Source organism: Kitasatospora sp. HUAS MG31 (assembly GCF_040571325.1).
GTDB classification, from domain to species: domain Bacteria; phylum Actinomycetota; class Actinomycetes; order Streptomycetales; family Streptomycetaceae; genus Kitasatospora; species Kitasatospora camelliae.
The window spans coordinates 4,772,959-4,790,597 of sequence record NZ_CP159872.1 but is presented as its reverse complement, the minus strand read 5'-3'; the positions used below and the strand labels follow the sequence as shown (position 1 = coordinate 4,790,597).

16 protein-coding genes and 1 riboswitch are annotated in these 17,639 nt (G+C 72.2%); of the genes, 10 read left to right on the top strand and 6 right to left on the bottom strand.

The window, feature by feature from the left end:
- The first annotated feature begins 37 nt into the window (after nucleotides 1-37).
- The 7 genes from ABWK59_RS21710 (at nucleotide 38) to ABWK59_RS21680 (ending at nucleotide 7,455) form a co-directional block, all read left to right on the top strand.
- Nucleotides 38-1,018 carry a carbohydrate ABC transporter permease gene (locus tag ABWK59_RS21710; RefSeq protein WP_420492825.1) on the top strand — a complete coding sequence of 327 codons (981 nt, stop codon included), beginning with the start codon at nucleotides 38-40 and terminating at the stop codon, nucleotides 1,016-1,018.
- Nucleotides 1,018-1,944: a carbohydrate ABC transporter permease gene (locus ABWK59_RS21705; protein ID WP_354642275.1), complete on the top strand. Its 927-nt coding sequence runs from the start codon at nucleotides 1,018-1,020 to the stop codon at nucleotides 1,942-1,944. The genes ABWK59_RS21710 and ABWK59_RS21705 overlap by 1 nt, the downstream gene beginning before the upstream one ends.
- Nucleotides 1,945-1,998: 54 nt before the next feature.
- Nucleotides 1,999-3,579, top strand: a complete 1,581-nt coding sequence (locus tag ABWK59_RS21700; RefSeq protein WP_354642274.1) for a glycoside hydrolase family 3 protein — start codon at nucleotides 1,999-2,001, stop codon at nucleotides 3,577-3,579.
- A 111-nt stretch (nucleotides 3,580-3,690) separates the two neighbouring features.
- On the top strand, nucleotides 3,691-4,485 hold the full coding sequence (locus tag ABWK59_RS21695) for a GntR family transcriptional regulator (protein WP_354642273.1): 795 nt from the start codon (nucleotides 3,691-3,693) through the stop codon (nucleotides 4,483-4,485).
- A 182-nt stretch (nucleotides 4,486-4,667) separates the two neighbouring features.
- Nucleotides 4,668-4,937, top strand: coding sequence for a DUF3311 domain-containing protein (locus tag ABWK59_RS21690; RefSeq protein WP_354642272.1), 270 nt, complete (start codon nucleotides 4,668-4,670; stop codon nucleotides 4,935-4,937).
- Entirely contained in the window at nucleotides 4,934-6,571 is a 1,638-nt protein-coding gene (gene mctP / locus ABWK59_RS21685; protein ID WP_354642271.1) for a monocarboxylate uptake permease MctP, read from the top strand. Before ABWK59_RS21690 ends, mctP begins: the two co-directional genes overlap by 4 nt.
- Before the next feature lie 137 nt (nucleotides 6,572-6,708).
- Nucleotides 6,709-7,455, top strand: coding sequence for a histidine phosphatase family protein (locus ABWK59_RS21680; protein ID WP_354642270.1), 747 nt, complete (start codon nucleotides 6,709-6,711; stop codon nucleotides 7,453-7,455).
- Nucleotides 7,456-7,527: 72 nt separating this feature from the next.
- Here ABWK59_RS21680 and ABWK59_RS21675 read toward each other — a convergent pair whose 3' ends face one another.
- On the bottom strand, nucleotides 7,528-8,475 hold the full coding sequence (locus ABWK59_RS21675) for a helix-turn-helix domain-containing protein (RefSeq protein ID WP_354642269.1): 948 nt from the start codon (nucleotides 8,473-8,475) through the stop codon (nucleotides 7,528-7,530).
- Nucleotides 8,476-8,819: 344 nt separating this feature from the next.
- Between ABWK59_RS21675 and ABWK59_RS21670 the strand changes: the two genes are divergently transcribed.
- The 3 genes from ABWK59_RS21670 to ABWK59_RS21660 all read left to right on the top strand — a co-directional run bounded on the left by ABWK59_RS21670 (nucleotide 8,820) and on the right by ABWK59_RS21660 (nucleotide 13,117).
- Nucleotides 8,820-9,317 (top strand): GNAT family N-acetyltransferase, encoded by a 498-nt coding sequence (locus ABWK59_RS21670; RefSeq protein WP_354642268.1) that lies wholly within the window; start codon nucleotides 8,820-8,822, stop codon nucleotides 9,315-9,317.
- Nucleotides 9,318-9,389: 72 nt separating this feature from the next.
- Nucleotides 9,390-9,533: riboswitch (cobalamin riboswitch) on the top strand.
- Nucleotides 9,534-9,719: 186 nt separating this feature from the next.
- Nucleotides 9,720-12,104 (top strand): ribonucleoside-diphosphate reductase subunit alpha, encoded by a 2,385-nt coding sequence (locus ABWK59_RS21665; RefSeq protein WP_354645052.1) that lies wholly within the window; start codon nucleotides 9,720-9,722, stop codon nucleotides 12,102-12,104.
- Between the two features lie 17 nt (nucleotides 12,105-12,121).
- Entirely contained in the window at nucleotides 12,122-13,117 is a 996-nt protein-coding gene (locus ABWK59_RS21660; RefSeq protein ID WP_354645051.1) for a ribonucleotide-diphosphate reductase subunit beta, read from the top strand.
- A gap of 113 nt (nucleotides 13,118-13,230) precedes the next feature.
- Here the strand turns inward: ABWK59_RS21660 and ABWK59_RS21655 are convergent, their stop codons facing one another.
- The 5 genes from ABWK59_RS21655 to ABWK59_RS21635 all read right to left on the bottom strand — a co-directional run bounded on the left by ABWK59_RS21655 (nucleotide 13,231) and on the right by ABWK59_RS21635 (nucleotide 17,600).
- On the bottom strand, nucleotides 13,231-13,986 hold the full coding sequence (locus ABWK59_RS21655) for an AfsR/SARP family transcriptional regulator (RefSeq protein WP_354642267.1): 756 nt from the start codon (nucleotides 13,984-13,986) through the stop codon (nucleotides 13,231-13,233).
- 153 nt (nucleotides 13,987-14,139) lie between these two features.
- Nucleotides 14,140-15,591 (bottom strand): aKG-HExxH-type peptide beta-hydroxylase, encoded by a 1,452-nt coding sequence (locus ABWK59_RS21650; protein ID WP_354642266.1) that lies wholly within the window; start codon nucleotides 15,589-15,591, stop codon nucleotides 14,140-14,142.
- 103 nt (nucleotides 15,592-15,694) lie between these two features.
- A complete protein-coding gene (locus ABWK59_RS21645) occupies nucleotides 15,695-15,820 on the bottom strand; it encodes a hypothetical protein (RefSeq protein WP_354642265.1) in 126 nt (41 codons plus the stop codon).
- Nucleotides 15,821-15,925: 105 nt separating this feature from the next.
- Nucleotides 15,926-16,561, bottom strand: coding sequence for a peptide deformylase (gene def / locus ABWK59_RS21640; RefSeq protein WP_354642264.1), 636 nt, complete (start codon nucleotides 16,559-16,561; stop codon nucleotides 15,926-15,928).
- Nucleotides 16,562-16,619: 58 nt separating this feature from the next.
- Nucleotides 16,620-17,600 carry a tetratricopeptide repeat protein gene (locus ABWK59_RS21635; protein WP_354642263.1) on the bottom strand — a complete coding sequence of 327 codons (981 nt, stop codon included), beginning with the start codon at nucleotides 17,598-17,600 and terminating at the stop codon, nucleotides 16,620-16,622.
- Nucleotides 17,601-17,639 lie beyond the last annotated feature (39 nt).

The following is a 17,639-nucleotide window of genomic DNA, read 5'->3' as shown; positions in this document are numbered from 1 at the left end:
CACCGACCAGTTCCGCGGGCCCCGGGGAAGGACCCAGATGAGTGTGACAACCAATGACGCGCCGGCCACCGTCGAGCCGGCCGCCCCCGAAGCCCCGCGCGGGCGCCGGGGCTTCGTGGCCGGCGGCCACTACATCCCGTACGTGATGATCCTCCCGGCGGCCGCCGCGCTGGTCGCGGTCATGGGGTACCCGCTCTTCGAGCTCTTCGACCTGTCGTTCCAGAACGTCAACCGGTACGCGGTGCTGGTCAACCCGTCGCTGGCCGAGTACCTCGGCTTCGAGGGCTACACCAAGGTCCTCTCCGACGGCCAGTTCTGGGAGGTGGTGCTGCGCAGCTTCCTGTTCACCGTGGAGCTGGTCACCCTCTCGATGGTGCTCGGCATGCTCTTCGCCCTGCTGCTCAACCGGGTCTCCACCTGGGTGAAGATCACCGTGGTCACCGTGCTGATGTTCGTCTGGGCGATCCCGGCGCTGGTCACCGGCACCGTCTTCCGCTGGATCTTCGCCAGCACCGGCGGCATCGCCGACTACGTGCTCCACCTGGTCACCGGCAGCGAGTCGGTCAAGCACTACGACTGGTTCGCCGACCCCACCGTCGGCCTCTACGTGGTCGGCGCCGCGGTGATCGTCTGGGGCGCGCTGCCCTTCCTGGTGCTGGGCCTGAACGCCGCCCTCACCCAGGTGCCCAAGGAGCTGGTCGAGGCCGCCCGGCTGGACGGCGCCAACGCCCTGCAGACCTTCCGGCACGTGACCGTGCCGGTGATCAAGCCGTTCCTGACCCTCTCCGCCTCGCTCAGCTTCATCTGGGACTTCCAGGTCTTCGCGCAGATCTACGCGCTGCGCAACACCTCGCCCGAGCCGGAGTACTGGACCATCGGCACCTACCTGTACCAGAAGGGCGTGGTCAGCTCGCACTACAGCAGCAGCGCGGTGATCTCCATCGCGATGATCCTGCTGATGCTGGCGGTGCTGGTCTTCTACATCCGCCAGGTCGTCAAGATCGGAGCCCAGGACTGATGGCCGCCACCGACATCAAGGCCGCCCCGGCCCAGCCCGCCGCCACGGCCCCCGCGAAGGCCCCCCGCCGGGCCCGCAAGACCCGCGAGGCCGGCCGCAGCCCGGTGATGACCGCGGTCTGGAACACCGTCGCCCTCGGCTTCGCCGCGGTGATGGGCTTCCCGATCTACTGGATGGTCATCACCACGTTCAAGACGAACAAGGACCTGATCGCCAAGGACCCGACGTTCTGGCCCAGCTCGTTCTCGTTCGAGAGCTTCACGACAATCTTCGACGACAAGGCCTTCATCCCGGCGCTGCAGAACACCGTGCTGATCACGGTGGGCTCGGTGCTGCTGGGCCTGGTGGTCGGCTTCCTGGCCGCGGTCGCGGTCGCCCGGTTCGAGTTCCGCGGCCGGAACTTCTTCATCGTCACCATGCTGATCGTCCAGATGGTGCCGCTGCTGGCGATCATCATCCCGCTGTACGTGGTGATGAACGGCGCCGGCCTGACCGGTGCGCTCCTCGGCGTGGTGCTGGCCTACCTGGTGTTCACCATCCCGTACGTGGTGTGGACGCTGCGCTCGTTCATCGTCAACATCCCGGCCGAGCTGGACGAGGCGGCGATGGTCGACGGCTGCACCAAGTGGGGCGCGTTCTTCCGGATCGTCCTCCCGCTGACCCTGCCCGGCCTGGTCACCACCGGCGTGTACAGCTGGATCCAGGCCTGGAACGAGTTCATCGTGGCCAACACGCTGCTCAGCAGCGGCGGCAAGCAGACCTCGATGATCTGGCTGACGTTCTACTCCACCACCCCCACCCGCGGCGCCGACTACGGCGCGCAGATGGCCGGCGCCCTGCTGGTCTCACTGCCCGTGATCCTGCTGTTCGTGATCTTCCAGAAGAAGGTGTCGGCGGGTCTCACCGCCGGTGCGGTCAAGGGCTGACCCGCCCCTCCCCACCGACGGCACCCCCAGCACCCCACCCCCAGGGAAGGAACCATGGCGATTCCCGGTACGGAAAGCGTCGAACTCATCGGCGACGCCGGAGCGGTCCTGCAGCCGGGCTTCACCGGCCTGACCGCGCCCGACTGGCTGCGCCGCAGACTCGGCTCCGGCGAGCTCGGCGGGGTGGCCCTGTTCGGCCGCAACATCCGTACCCCGCAGCAGGTCGCCCGGCTGACCGCGGAGCTCTACGCGCTCAACGGGGACCTGCTGGTCGCCACCGACGAGGAGGGCGGGGACGTCACCCGGCTGGAGGTGGCCAGCGGCTCCTCGTACCCCGGCAACCTCGCACTCGGCGCGGTGGACGACACCGACCTCACCGAGCGGGTGGCCCGGTCGATCGGCTTCGACCTGTCCAGCGTGGGCGTCAACCTGGACTACGCCCCGGACGCGGACGTGAACTCCAACCCGGACAACCCGGTGATCGGCGTCCGCTCCTTCGGCGGCGACGGCGAGCTGGCCGCCCGGCACACCGCGGCGTACGTCCGCGGCCTGCAGTCCGCGGGGGTGGCGGCCTGTGCCAAGCACTTCCCCGGGCACGGCGACACGGCCGGCGACTCGCACCTCGGGCTGCCCCGGATCGACCTCACCCCGGAGCAGTTCCAGGAGCACCTGCTGCCCTTCCGGGCGGCCATCGCGGCCGGCGTGAAGAGCATCATGACCGCGCACATCCTCTTCCCCGCGTACGACCCGCACCTGCCGGCGACGATGTCCCGGGAGATCCTCACCGGTCTGCTCCGCGAGGAGCTGGGCTTCCAGGGCCTGATCGTCACCGACGGCATCGAGATGGGAGCCATCTCCGGCACCCACGGGGTCGCGGCCGGCGCGGTGAAGGCGATCGCGGCCGGTGCCGACACCATCTGCGTGGGCGGCGGGCTGCAGGACGAGGCGGCCTTCCTGTACCTGCGGGACGCGCTGGTCTGGGCGGTCCGCGAGGGCCGGCTGCCCGCCGAGCGGCTGCACGAGGCGGCCGAGCGCAACCGGGCGGTGGCCCGCTGGTCGGCGGCGGTGCGCGAGGCCCAGGTCGGCACCCACGGCGAGGTCGGCATCGGGCTGGCCGCGGCCCGCCGGGCGCTGCGGGTGCACGGCGAGCTGCGCCCGCTGCGCGGGGTGCCGCACGTGGTGGAGTTCTCCCCCGGCGCGAACATCGCGGTCGGCGACGAGACCCCCTGGGGCGTGGCCGGACCGCTGGCCGAGCTGGTCCCGGGCACCACCCGGGCCCGGGTCGGTGCCCCGGCGACCCGGCTGGAGGGTTCCGGGCTGCTGCACGTGGCGGTGGCCGCCGAGGGCGCCGAGGTGGACACCGCGCCGCTGCTGGGCGCGGCGGTGGGCCGCCCGCTGGTGGTGGTGGTCCGCGACGTGCACCGGCACGGCTGGATGCGGCGGGCCGCGCTGGCGCTGACCGCGGCCCGGCCGGACGCCGTGGTGGTGGAGATCGGTACCGCGCACGGCGTGGCCGAGGTCTTCGCCGACCGCGGGACGACCGTGCTGGCCACCCACGGCGGGGCCCGGGTCTGCGGGATCGCGGCCGCCGAGGCGCTGGCCGGGCTGGCCGTTCCGGCGGCCCGGAGTCACTGATCGGGGCGGTTGCCCGCGGGACTCACATTCACCTGCCCGCGCGTGCAACCATGTGCTGTTACATAGACGGAGGAGCCGGTGACGGCGGCGGTGCGAGGAGTGAGAGCGGCCATGAGCGGCGACAGGGATACGACGGCGGCGGGCGGCCTGGTGGAGGGCTCCGCGGTTCCTGCCCAGTCGGGCCCCGCCGCCGCGTCGGCCCGGGTGCCCAAGTACTACGGGCTCAAGCGCCACCTGCTGCAGCTCACCGAGACCCAGCCGGCCGGCACGCCCGTGCCGCCGGAGCGGGCGCTGGCCGCGCAGTTCGACACCTCGCGCACCACCGTGCGCCAGGCGCTGCAGGAGCTGGTGGTCGAGGGCCGACTGGAGCGGATCCAGGGCAAGGGCACCTTCGTGGCCAAGCCCAAGGTGGCCCAGGCGCTGCAACTGACCTCGTACACCGAGGACATGCGGGCGCAGGGCCTGGAGCCGACCTCCCGGCTGATCGAGATCGGGTACATCGCCGCGGACGACCGGCTGGCCCCCCTGCTGGACATCAAGCCCGGCGGCCGGGTGCTGCGGATCGAGCGCCTGCGGCTGGCCAACGGCGACCCGATGGCGATCGAGGTGGCGCACCTGTCCGCCAAGCGCTTCCCGGCGCTGCGGCGCAACCTCGCCAAGCACAACTCGCTGTACGCGGCGCTGCGCGAGGTGTACGGGGTCACCGTGGCCGAGGCCGAGGAGACCATCGAGACCACCCTGGCGAACCCGCGGGAGGCGGGCCTGCTCGGCTCGGACCTGGGCCTGCCGATGCTCCAGCTCTCCCGGCACTCCTTCGACGCCGAGGGCGCCCCCGTGGAGTGGGTGCGATCGATCTACCGCGGCGACCGGTACAAGTTCATCACCCGCCTGAAGCGGCCGGAATAGGTTCGATCGGGCAGCGCTCGTGGTCCGGAATACGGAAAGTTCGGCCGTATGTAGTGACACATGTCACTTCGTGCTCTAAATTCCGGCTGACTTCCGATCACCACGGGTGCTGCTCGGCGGGCGTACGGTCATGTGCGCTGCGGCGTCGCCGAGGTGAATCCACTTCAGCCGGAGCCGCTTACATGTCGTCAGAAACGCCACCGGACGGGCAGCTGCCCGTCGTCACGCCCGCGCGGGTGCTGGCCGGCCTGTGCCTGGCCGTGCCGATCGTCGCGATGCTCTGGGTCTCGTCCTACAGCAAGGCGGACCCGGAGATCGGCGGGATGCCGTTCTTCTACTGGTACCAGTTGCTCTGGGTGCCGGTCTCGGCCGTGTTCACCCTCGGTGCCTACGTCCTGATCAACCGCGACGAGAGGGCCCGTCGGGCAGCCCGCGGGGGTGAGCCGGCATGACGGACGTCAACTGGGTCGCGCTCACCGTCTTCCTCCTGTTCTTCGTCCTGGTGTCGGTGATGGGCTTCCTGGCCTCCCGCTGGCGCCGCGCGGAGAACGCGCTGCACCTGGACGAGTGGGGGCTGGGCGGCCGGAGCTTCGGCACCTGGATCACCTGGTTCCTGCTGGGCGGCGACCTGTACACCGCGTACACCTTCGTGGCGGTGCCGGCGGCGATCTACGCAGCGGGCGCGGCGGGCTTCTTCGCGGTGCCGTACACGATCATCGCGTATCCGCTGGTCTTCCTGTTCCTGCCCCGGCTGTGGTCGGTCTCCCGGGTGCACGGGTACGTCACCCCGGCCGACTTCGTGCGCGGCCGGTACGGCTCGAAGTCGCTGTCCCTGGTGGTGGCGCTGACCGGCATCCTGGCCACCATGCCGTACATCGCGCTGCAGCTGGTCGGCATCCAGGCGGTGCTGGACGTGCTGGGCGTGGGCGGCGGCGAGACCACCAACTGGTTCGTCAAGGACCTGCCGCTGTTCCTGGCCTTCGGCGTGCTGGCGGCGTACACCTACTCGGCGGGCCTGCGGGCGCCGGCGCTGATCGCCTTCGTCAAGGACGCCCTGATCTACATCGTGATCATCGTCGCGGTGATCTACATCCCGATGCGACTGGGCGGGTACGGGCACATCTTCGACTCCGCGGCGCAGAAGTTCAGCACGCTGAACCCGGCCACCGGCAAGGCCTCCGGTGCGCTGGTGACCGGGCCGTCGGCGCAGTGGGCGTACGCGACGCTGGCGCTGGGCTCGGCGATGGCGCTGTTCATGTACCCGCACTCGGTCACCGGGGTGCTGGCGTCCAAGTCCCGCAACACGGTCCGCCGGAACATGGCGATCATGCCGGCGTACTCGCTGATGCTGGGCCTGCTGGCGCTGCTCGGGTTCATGGCCATCGCGGCCGGGGTCGGCAAGGGGGTCAAGGGCTACAACGCGCAGCTCTCGGTGCCGCAGCTGTTCGAGGACATGTTCCCGGACTGGTTCACCGGCGTGGCCTTCGCGGCGATCGGGATCGGCGCGCTGGTCCCGGCGGCGATCATGTCGATCGCGGCGGCCAACCTGTTCACCCGGAACGTCTACAAGGAGTTCGTGAAGCCGGACGCCACCCCGGCGGACGAGACCCGGGTCGCCAAGCTCACCTCGCTGCTGGTGAAGGTGGGCGCGCTGGTGTTCGTGCTGGCGATGGACAAGACCGTGGCGATCAACTTCCAGCTGCTCGGCGGCGTCTGGATGCTGCAGACCTTCGTGGCGATCGTGGGCGGCCTGTTCACCCGCTGGTTCCACCGCTGGGCGCTGCTGGCGGGCTGGGCGGTGGGCATGGCCTACGGCACCTGGACGGCGTACGCCACCGGGAACCCGGCCAACCCGAAGATCCACCACTTCGGCGCCAACTCGACCCAGATCCCGGTGATCGGCGAGATCGGCTACATCGGCCTGACCGCCTTCGTGCTGAACCTGGCGGTGGCGGTGGTGCTGACCCTGGTCCTGCGGGCCGCCAAGGCCCCCGAGGGCGTCGACGAGACCACCCGGGCGGACTACACCGCGGACGCCGGGGACGAGGCGCTGAAGGAGGCTCCGGAGCCCGCCGCAGCGCACTGAGTCGTCGGGGGCGCGCGCGACACCGCGTCATGCGCCCTGTGATCGCGCCGTCCCTTCCGTCAACACTGGAGGGGACGGCGCGATCGGCTGCTGTGGCCCGCCGTGGCAGCGATCGGATCACACGGGGAGACACCGCCATGGCAGAGACCGGGACCATACTGAACGGCCACCGCACCGACCTCACAGGGGGCTCGGCGCTGCCCTCCGTCCTGATCGCCACCCGGCACGGCGAGTCGGTGGCCAACGTCGAGTTCCGGCACGCGGACGCGACCGGCGCGCTGAGCGTCCCGATCACCAGCCGGGACGCGGACATCCCGCTCTCCATGCACGGCCAGGCCCAGGCCCAGGCGCTCGGCCGCTGGTGGGCCGCCCTGCCCCCGGCCGGCCGGCCCCGCTCGGTCTGGTGCTCCCCGTACGTGCGTACCGCGGAGACCGCCCGGATCGCGCTCGCCCAGGCCTCCGGCCTCGGCGCGGTCCCGGTCGGCCTGCCGGTCCGCTACGACGAGCGGCTGCGGGACAGAGAACTCGGCGTGCTGGAGATGCTCACCAAGGCCGCCATCGAGAAGGAGCACCCCGCCGAGGCGGCCCGCCGGCGGAAGATGGGCGAGCTGTACTACCGGCCGCCGGGCGGCGAGTCCTGGCTGGACGTGGCGCTGCGGGTGCGGAGCCTGCTGCGGGACCTCTCCGAGGAGGAGGCCGGGCGGCCGGTGCTGGTGGTGGCGCACGACTGCACGGTGCTGATGCTCCGGGCGGTGCTGGACCGGCTCAGCGAGGCGCAGCTGCTGGCGCTGGAGCCGGTGGCCAACTGCTCCACCAGCCGCTGGTACGCCCGCGACGGGCGGCTGCGGGCGGACCTGTGGAACGAGACGGTCCACCTGGACTGAACCCGGGTGCCCCCGCCGGTTCCCGCGACGGCGTCACGCCCTCGCGGCCGCTCGGCGCGCTCGCGCGGCGGGTCAGCTGCCCGCGAACGCCCGCCGGTACGCCTGCGGCGTCGTCCCCAGGGTCCGCCCGAAGTGGTGGCGGAGCGTGGCCGCGTTGCCGAACCCGCAGCGGGCCGCCACCGCCTCCACCGGCTCGGCGGTGCTCTCCAGCAGCCGCCGGGCGTGCAGCAGCCGCTGCCCGGTCAGCCACCGGTGCGGGGTGGTCCCGGTCTCCTGCTGGAACCGCCGGGCGAAGGTGCGCGGGGACATGTGCGCCAGCGCGGCGAGCTGGTCGACGGTGGTCTCCTGCTCCAGGTTGTGCCGCATCCAGTCGAGCACCCCGGCGAGCGAGTCCCCCTCGCACTCGGGCAGCGGCCGGTTGACGAACTGCGCCTGCCCGCCCTCGCGGTGGGGGGCGACCACCATCCGCCGGGCGATGCCGCGGGCCACCTCGGCGCCCTGGACCTTGCGGACCAGGTGCAGGCAGGCGTCGATCCCGGCGGCGGTGCCGGCCGAGGTGATCACCGGGTCGTCGTCCACGTAGAGCACGTCCGGCTCCACGGTGGTGAGCGGGAAGCGGCGGGCCATCTCGGCGGCGTGCTTCCAGTGGGTGGTGGAGCGGCGGCCGTCCAGCAGTCCGGCGGCGCCGAGCAGGAAGCTGCCGCTGCAGATGGACAGCGCCCGGGCGCCGCGCTCCACGGCGGCCCGGATCGCCCCGACCAGCTCGGCCGGGTACTCGTCGCGCAGGCCGGTGGCGGTGGCGACGATCAGGTCGGCCTCGGCGAGGCGCTCGGGACCGTACGGGACGTCCACGCTGAAGCCGGCGTGGGTGCGCATCGGGCCGGGCCGGTCGCCGGCCAGTGCGAACTCGTAAGCGGGCAGGCCGTCCTCGCTGCGGTCCAGCCCGAACACCTCGCAGGCCACCCCGAGTTCGAAGGGGTGGACCTCCTCCAGCACCACGGCCACCACGTTCTTCAGCATGCCGACCAGCATGCCACAGCCCTGGCAGGATTTCGATGGAACAGGGCATCTCTGCCACTCGTCCGGCCCGGACGGCGCCGGGAGAGTGGAGCCATGACCACCGCACTCGCCCTGATCGGCGTCATCGGCACCTTCACCCTGATCGGCGCCCTGGTCGGCCGGGACCAGGAGCGCACCGGCCGGCACGGCCGGGACAACTGGCACCGCCCGGGCGGCTATCCGGCCGACCCCGCGCTGCCGAACCGGCTGCACGGCACCCCCGCGCCGCACCACGTCCCGGCCGCCCCCGACCGCCGGGGCACCCTGCCCGCCGCCGCGGCGGCCGGCCCCGGCAGACTGGCGGCATGGACATCGTCATCCGCCGGGCCCGTGAGGAAGATCTCGACGCCGCGGGCGCCGTCACCGTCGAGGCGTTCGTCGGGGACGGCCACACCGCGCCGGACGGCGAGTACGTCCACCACCTCCGCGACACCCGCCGGCGGGCCGCGGAGGCCGAACTCCTCGTCGCGGTCGACCCGGCCGACCGGGACCGGGTGCTCGGCTGCGTGACCTTCGCCGCCGGCGGCAGCGCATGGGCCGACATCGCCGAGCCGCACGAGGGGGAGATCCGGATGCTCGCGGTCGGCCGGGCGGCCCGCGGCCGCGGCGTCGGGGAGGCCCTGGTGCGGGCGGCGACGGCCCGCAGCCGCGAGCTCGGACTGACCGGGATGGCCTTCTCCACCCGTCCGGGGATGACCGCGGCGCACCGGATCTACGAGCGGCTGGGCTTCGTTCGCACCCCCTCCCGCGACTGGGCGCCGCGGCCCGGGATCGACCTGATGGTCTACTCGATCGAGCTCTGAGCCGCCTGGGCCGTGGCTCCCCGCAGTCGTGCGACCACGACACGCGGCACTACATCTGGGGCCGCAACGCCAGCCCGCCCACAACATGTATGCTCGCTCTCGCTGTCGAACGCAGGGGAACCCGGTGCGAGTCCGGGACTGCCCCGCAACGGTGAGCGGGCTTCGAGCACCCTGGCCCGCACAGTCCGAGGACCTGCCGACGGTGTGCCACACGGCTTCCCCGCAGATGCCATGAAGCACAGCTTTGCCGACCGGGCCTCGCGGGTGGGCCGGGGGGACTCTCGACGCGCGCTCGGACCGGTTTCGGCGTGCCGTCCTCCCCTGCCGCGCGCGGACCCGGGCGACCACGTCCGCTGCCGCCACAGGAGAGAGTGCGCCTTGACCGTCGCTGCCTCAGTCACCCTGCCCTCCCAGGGGTCCGCCGCCGAAGCCCAGACCGACCCCGGTGCTGCGCTGCTCCGGCTGCTCACCGACCGCAGCACCGACCTCCCCGAGGTGGACCCCGGCCACGTCGCCGCCGCCGCACTGCGCGGCCGCCACGCCGGCTCGGACTTCGCCGAGCTCCGCGGGCTGGCCGTGGAGGCCGCCGCGTCGATGATCGCCGAGGACCCCCAGTACTCGAAGCTGGCCGCCCGCCTGCTCGCGCTGGAGATCCGGGACGAGGCCGTCTCCCAGGGCGCCGTCTCCTTCGCCGCCTCGATCGCCGTCGGCCACGCCGAGGGCCTGATCGGCGACACCACGGCCGCCTTCGTGGCCAAGCACGCCGCCGCCTTCGACGCCCTGATCGACGCCGAGGGTGACGACCGGTTCGAGTACTTCGGCCTGCGCACCGTCCAGTCCCGCTACCTGCTGCGCCACCCGATCACCCGCAAGGTGGTCGAGACCCCGCAGCACTTCCTGCTCCGCGTGGCCGCGGGCCTGGCGGTCGGCGACACCGAGCAGTCGGTGGCCGAGGTGGCCGAGCTGTACCGCCTGATGAGCCGTCTGGAGTACCTGACCAGCTCTCCGACGCTGTTCAACTCCGGTACCAAGCACCCGCAGATGTCCAGCTGCTACCTGCTGGACTCCCCGCTGGACAACCTGGACTCGATCTACAACCGCTACGCCCAGATCGCCCGCCTGTCCAAGCACGCCGGCGGCATCGGCCTGTCGTACTCCCGGATCCGTTCGCGCGGCAGCCTGATCCGCGGCACCAACGGCAAGTCCAACGGCATCGTGCCGTTCCTGCGGACCCTGGACTCCTCGGTCGCCGCCGTCAACCAGGGCGGCCGCCGCAAGGGCGCTGCCTGCGTCTACCTGGAGACCTGGCACGCCGACATCGAGGAGTTCCTGGAGCTCCGCGACAACACCGGCGAGGAGGCCCGCCGGACCCACAACCTCAACCTGGCGCACTGGATCCCGGACGAGTTCATGCGCCGGGTCAACGCCAACGAGGACTGGTCGCTGTTCTCCCCGGCCGACGTCCCCGAGCTGGTCGACCTGTGGGGCGCCGACTTCGACGAGGCGTACCGCAAGGCCGAGCTCGCCGGCAAGGCCGTCCGCACCATCCCGGCGCAGACCCTGTACGCCCGGATGATGCGCACCCTGGCGCAGACCGGCAACGGCTGGATGACCTTCAAGGACGCCTCCAACCGCGCCGCCAACCAGACCGCCCTGCCGGGCCGGACGGTGCACTCCTCCAACCTCTGCACCGAGATCCTGGAGGTCACCGACGACTCGGAGACCGCCGTCTGCAACCTCGGCTCGGTCAACCTGGGCGCCCACGTGGCCCCCGGCGCCACCGCCGCCGACCTGCTGGGCGCCATGGACTGGGAGCGGCTGGACGCCACCGTGCGCACCGCCGTGACCTTCCTGGACCGGGTCATCGACATCAACTTCTACCCGACCACCGAGGCGGGCACCTCCAACTCCCGCTGGCGCCCGGTGGGCCTGGGCGTGATGGGTCTGCAGGACGTCTTCTTCCAGCTGCGGATCGACTTCGACTCCGCCGAGGCGAAGGCCCTCTCCACCCTGATCGCCGAGCGCATCATGCTCACCGCGTACGAGCGCTCCGCCGACCTGGCCGAGCAGTTCGGCCGCCACGAGGCGTACGGCGAGACCCGCGCCGCCCGCGGCCAGCTGCACATCGACCACTTCGACGCGCAGCCGCAGTGGACCGAGCGCTGGGACGCCCTGCGCGCCCGGCTCGCCACCACCGGCCTGCGCAACTCGCTGCTGCTGGCCATCGCGCCGACCGCGACCATCGCCTCCATCGCCGGCGTGTACGAGTGCATCGAGCCGCAGGTCTCCAACCTGTTCAAGCGCGAAACCCTCTCCGGTGAGTTCCTCCAGGTCAACCCGTACCTGGTGCGCGAGCTCAAGGAGCTGGGCGTCTGGGACCAGCAGACCCGGGACGCGCTGCGCGAGACCAACGGCTCCGTCCAGGACCTCAACTGGCTGCCCGCCGAGGTCCGCTCGCTGTACCGCACGGCCTGGGAGCTGCCGCAGCGCGCGCTGATCGACCTGGCCGCGGCCCGCATGCCGTACCTGGACCAGAGCCAGTCGCTCAACCTCTTCATGGCCGCGCCCACCATCGGCAAGCTCAGCTCGATGTACGCGTACGCCTGGAAGGTCGGTCTGAAGACCACCTACTACCTGCGGTCGCGTCCGGCCACCCGGATCGCCCAGGCGGCCTCCGGCGCCGCCCGCACCGCGGTGCCGGTGCCCGCCCCGACCATGAGCCAGGAGGAGCAGGACGCGATCGCCTGCTCCCTGGAGAACCCCGAGTCCTGCGAGGCCTGCCAGTGAGCACCAACGACCGCAAGATGCTGCTCGACCCCGGTTTCGAGCTGACGCTGCGTCCGATGCGCTACCCGTCGTTCTACGACCGGTACCGGGACGCGATCAAGAACACCTGGACCGTGGAGGAGGTGGACCTGCACTCCGACGTCGCCGACCTCGCCAAGCTGAGCGAGGGCGAGCGGCACATGATCGGCCGCCTGGTCGCCTTCTTCGCCACCGGTGACTCGATCGTCGCCAACAACGTGGTGCTGAGCCTCTACAAGCACATCAACTCGCCCGAGGCCCGGCTCTACCTCTCCCGGCAGCTGTTCGAGGAGGCCGTGCACGTCCAGTTCTACCTGACGCTGCTCGACACCTACCTGCCCGACCCGGACGACCGCGCGGCGGCCTTCGCGGCGGTGGAGAACATCCCCTCCATCCACCAGAAGGCGCAGTTCTGCTTCACGTACATGAACGCGGTCGACCACATCGACTCGCTGCAGACCAAGGAGGACCGCCGCGCGTTCCTCCTGAACCTGATCTGCTTCGCGGCCTGCGTCGAGGGCCTGTTCTTCTACGGCGCCTTCGCCTACGTGTACTGGTTCCGCAGCCGCGGCCTGCTGCACGGCCTGGCCACCGGCACCAACTGGGTGTTCCGCGACGAGTCCATGCACATGGACTTCGCGTTCTCCGTCGTGGACACCGTCCGCGAGGAGGAGCCGGACCTCTTCGACGACGAGATGGCCAAGCAGGTCACCGAGATGCTGGAGGAGGCCGTCGAGGCCGAGCTCCAGTTCGCCCGCGACCTGTGCGGCGAGGGCCTGCCCGGCATGAACACCGAGTCGATGCGCCAGTACCTGGAGGCCGTGGCCGACCAGCGCCTGGCCCGCCTCGGCCTGCCGATCCGGTACGGCTCCACCAACCCGTTCGGCTTCATGGAGCTGCAGAACGTCCAGGAGCTGACCAACTTCTTCGAGCGCCGGGTCTCCGCGTACCAGGTCGCCGTCGAGGGCTCGGTCAGCTTCGACGACGACTTCTAGACCGGGCTCACCTGGTTCTTCCTGAGGGGCGCGTGCAGCTGCGCCAGGCGGGAGGGTACGGCGGTCGTACCTTCCGTCCCGCGCAGTTCCACGCGCCCCTGTCCTGCTCCCGGCTACGTGAGGTGCAGGGTCGGGTCCCCCGCCAGCATCCGCCGGTGCAGTTCGGTGACCGCGCGGCCCGGGTCCAGCCCCTGGTCCTCGACCAGCAGGTCCCGCAGCTCGCCGAAGAGCGCCAGCGCCTCCGCCTGCCGCCCGCAGCGGAACAGCGCCAGCATCAGCTGGGCCCGCAGCCCCTCCCGGAGGGGGTGCCGGGCCACCAGCTCCCGCAGCTCGGGAACCACCTCGGCGTGCCGCCCGAGCCCGAGTTCCGCGTCCACCAGCCATTCGGCGGCCGTCAGCCGGCCCTCCTCCAGCCGGCTGGCGTAGGCGTACACGGTCGGGGCGGCCGGCACGTCGGCCAGCGCCGGGCCGCGCCAGAGTCCGAGGGCCTCCCGCAGCTGCCGGGCGGCGGTCTCGGCGTCCCCGGCCCGCAGGGCGGTCCGGCCCGCGTCGGTGAGGCGCTGGAAGCGGACGGCGTCGATGGCGTCCGCCGCGCTGTGCAGCTCGTACCCGTCGCCGGTGGTGCTCAGCGCGCTCTTGCCGATCAGGCCGCGCAGCCGCCAGACGTAGCCCTGGAGGGTCTTGCGGGCCGACTGGGGCTCGTCCGCCTGCCAGAGCTCGGAGATGATCCGGTCCACCCCGACCGGGCGGTTGGCGTTGATCGCCAGGATGGCCAGCAGGGCGCGGTGCTTGGGGGCCGGGACGGCGACCGGGGTGCCGGCGCTCCGGAGCCGGAGCGGGCCGAGCAGGTCGAGACTGGTGACGGGCATGCAGGGGGTCTCCTCCACCGGTGGGGCGCACGAGTGCATGCCCGGGGGATCGCCCCGGGCATGCACCGTTCAAGAACTACCCCGATGCGACGCACTCGAACTTCAGTGCGTCACATCGTTCACACCAGCCCCATCCTGAGGAGCCGCCCGGTCTCAGCCGGCGACCGGCTCCACCAGTCCCGCCTCCACCAGGCCGGCGATGCCCGCGGCCAGCGGGCCGTCCTCGCCGAGCTGCTCGCGGTAGCTCGCCCGGATCTCCTCCAGGCCCCGCCCGTCGCACAGGGCGTAGATCAGCCAGGCGTGCTCGTTCAGCCAGTGGAAGCGCCGCGACGCGGGGGCCACGGCCAGCAACTGGCCGAGCTCCGGCAGCGGGCAGACCCCGACCGGCTCCACCTTGCGGTAGCCGCGCGGGTCCGGCTCCGGCACCGGGGCCGCCGCCACCGGCTCCGCGGCCGGGCCGGCGGCCGGGCCGTCCACCCGGGTGCCGGGGGCCAGCGGCTCGATGGCGTCCAGCATCCACTGCACGAACCGCCGCCCGGCCGGGGTGAGGGCGTCGCCGTGGGCCAGCAGGGCCTGCCGGCCGAGGAAGGCGGCCCGCTCCTTGCTGGTGGTGTAGCCGCCCTCGGCGGCGGCGAGGCTGCCGGGGGTGGGCACGCCCACGTCCTCGTCGGACGGCGGCTCGCCGAACCGCGCCCGCAGCTCGGCGGGGGCCTCCTCGGCCGCCGCGAAGAACAGCACCATGTGCGCGTAGACGTGGAAGGCGGCGATCACCCGGCGCAGGTCCCAGGGCACCACCCGCCAGGGAATGTCGGTCATCCGGTCCGGGTCGGCCACCAGCGAACCGGTCCGCAGCACCTCGAACTGCTTGAGGTGGAGGCCCTCGTGGAACAGGATCTCGGCGGTCTTCCAGGGCTTGGCCAGGTGCTCCGGCGCGACCAGCAGCGCCGAGGGCAGCGGGTCGCCGCCGGACAGCGAGTACAGCTGGCCGTCGTCGGTCTCGCCCTGGGCCAGGCCGATCAGCGAGATGTGCGGGAAGACCCCGGCACCGGCGTGCGGCAGCAGCTCGGCGAGCAGCTCCGCGCCCCGGGTGAGTCCCTCCAGCATCGCGGCGTCGGGGCTGACCCGCCGGGTGGCCCGCATCTCGGCCAGGGTGCCCTCGCGCAGCTCGTCCAGCCGGGCCGCGAGCGGGTGGGCGGCCTGCTTCGGGCGGACGTCGGTCCACACCCAGGCCCGGCCCCGGCCCGGCCAGGGGCGGTAGTGCGGCTCCATCAGGCGCTCGCAGGGTCCCAGCCCGTCGCCGCGGTCGGTCCCGGCGTACGCCAGGTACTCGGCCAGGGCACTCGGCTGGGTCCGCTGAAGCTCCAGGTTGACCAGGTCGTTCTCGAAGGCGTTCCGCAGCACCGGGTCGTACAGGTACGGCCGCAGCGCGGCGTCGTCCGCCTTGGCCAGCCACCCGAACCGCTCGGCCGACTCCGGATGGTGCCGGCTCAGCAGGGTCAGACCCAGGCGGTAGCGGGCGATGTTCCTGGCCTCGATCACCTCGGCGGCGCCGAACTGCGGGTCGGAGCCGAGGACGCGGTCGATCTCACGGTAGCTGGGCGGCAACGTTCACCTCACGGGGAAAGGGGGCGGCGGCACGACAGAGGCACAGCGACGGCACGGCAACGGGCCGGCCTCCCGGGGGAGACCGGCCCGCTGGTGGTCCCGGTTACTTCGCGGCGGGCGCGAGGTACGGCGGGGGCCAGGCGCGCTCGTGCTGAGCGTCGGAGGTGATGCTGGGCGCGGTCTTAGCGGCCGACACGAGCTTCGGCAGCTCCACGGTCTGAGACGGCATGTTCACTCCTCTCCAAGAGCCGGACTGACTGCCCACGAATCTAGGCAGCCCCGGTGTTCTCCCGGTGTTGCGGTGATCTCCCCGGCATCAACCGCCGCCCACGGCTCACTCGTTGGGAACGGTGGCGTACCGCGGGGTCCCCTCCGCCATCTGCCGCAGCGCGTCCTTGCGGTCCCGCTTGGAGAGCCGGTCGATGTACAGGTAGCCGTACAGGTGGTCGGTCTCGTGCTGGAGGCAGCGGGCGAAGAAACCGGAGCCCTCGACGCGGACCGGGTTGCCGTCCTTGTCCTGGCCGGTCACCGCGGCGAAGTCCGGCCGGGCCAGCTCCATGTACGCGGTCGGCACCGAGAGGCAGCCCTCGGGCGAGTCGTCCAGCACCCGGCGGGCGGAGGGCAGGTCCTCCAGCACCGGGTTGACCACGTGCCCGATGTGCCGGACGCCCTCGTCGTCCGGGCAGTCGTAGACGAACACCTTGGCGTCCACGCCGATCTGGTTGGCCGCCAGGCCGACTCCCTCGGCGGCGTACATCGACTGGAACATGTCGTCGATCAGCGCCGAGAGGTCGGCGTCGAACGCGGTCACGGTCCTGGTCTCGCGGTGCAGGACCGGGTTGCCCACCACGGTGATCGGCCGCGCGGTGCCCTTGGAGAGGTCCGGCTCCTCGCCGACCACCTTCGGCGCCGCCGTGGCCTCGTCCTGCTCGTGGTCGTGCGCGTGCTCGTGGTCGTGCTCGTCGGCCATGGCTGCTTCCCGCTCCCGTGGATCTACCCAGATGTACCGATCCAGGGTACGGGGCGGATCAGCAGACCTCTTCGAGGTCCCGGTACGCACGAGTGGCCGGGGAGGCGGCCGCCCAGCGGTCCAGCAGGCTGCGGACCAGGCCGGCCGGGGCGGCGATCCCGCACTCCCGCTCGGCCAGCCAGCCGCTGCCGGCGCTGCCCTGGCTGAGGTGGCTGAGGTGGCCGGGGTGGAAGGCGTCGCCGTCGTCGTGCGGGTCGTGGTGCACGGTCCGGCCGTCGTCGATGGCCATCCGGCTCTCCGAACAGGCCCGGCAGAGCAGCCGCACCGAGGAGGTCCAGTCCTCGGCGGCGTAGCCGGCGTCGGCCACCAGGCGCTCCAGCGCGTCCCGGTCGGCGGCGGTGGCGGCCTGCAGCAGCACCACCCAGGTGGGGACCGGCGAGGGCGCCCACAGCTCGATCTCGTCGAACACCGGGTAGGCCACCGCGTCGGCCACCCGCTCCCCGTGCGGGGCGCCGTCGTGCAGCACCACCTCGCCCCAGCGGCGGCCGGAGGAGGGCAGCGGGATGGAGAGCACCTCGATCCGGGCCGGGTCCAGGCGTCTGCCCCAGACCACCTCGGACTCGCCGTCCGGGGAGAGCCGGACCGGGGTGGTGCCGAGGTCCAGTTCGAGCGGGCCCTCGGCGGCGCCCCCGGGCAGCCGCAGGCCGTACGCCTGCCAGGCGCGCCGGGCGAGCGGCCAGTCCTGGAGCGCGGTGGCGGTGATGCCGAGGTTCCACCAGTCCGGGGCGCCGTGCTGGCGGTCGAGGAGGGCGACGGCGCGCAGCCCGGCGGTGCGGGCCTGCTCCCAGTCGCGGCGGAACTTGTGCAGCAGGGCGAGGTTGAACCAGGAGTCGGAGAGCCACGGTTCGAGGTCGGCCGCCATCACCAGCAGCGCCCCGGCGTCCTCGTACCGGCCGTCGCCGATCAGCGTGAAGGCCCGGTCGGTCGTCTGCCGCCAGGTCGCAGACGGCCGGTGCCGTGCGCGATGGAAGATCCTCACGTTCCGTCCCTGCCGTTGGTCGTCACCGGGTCGCCCCGC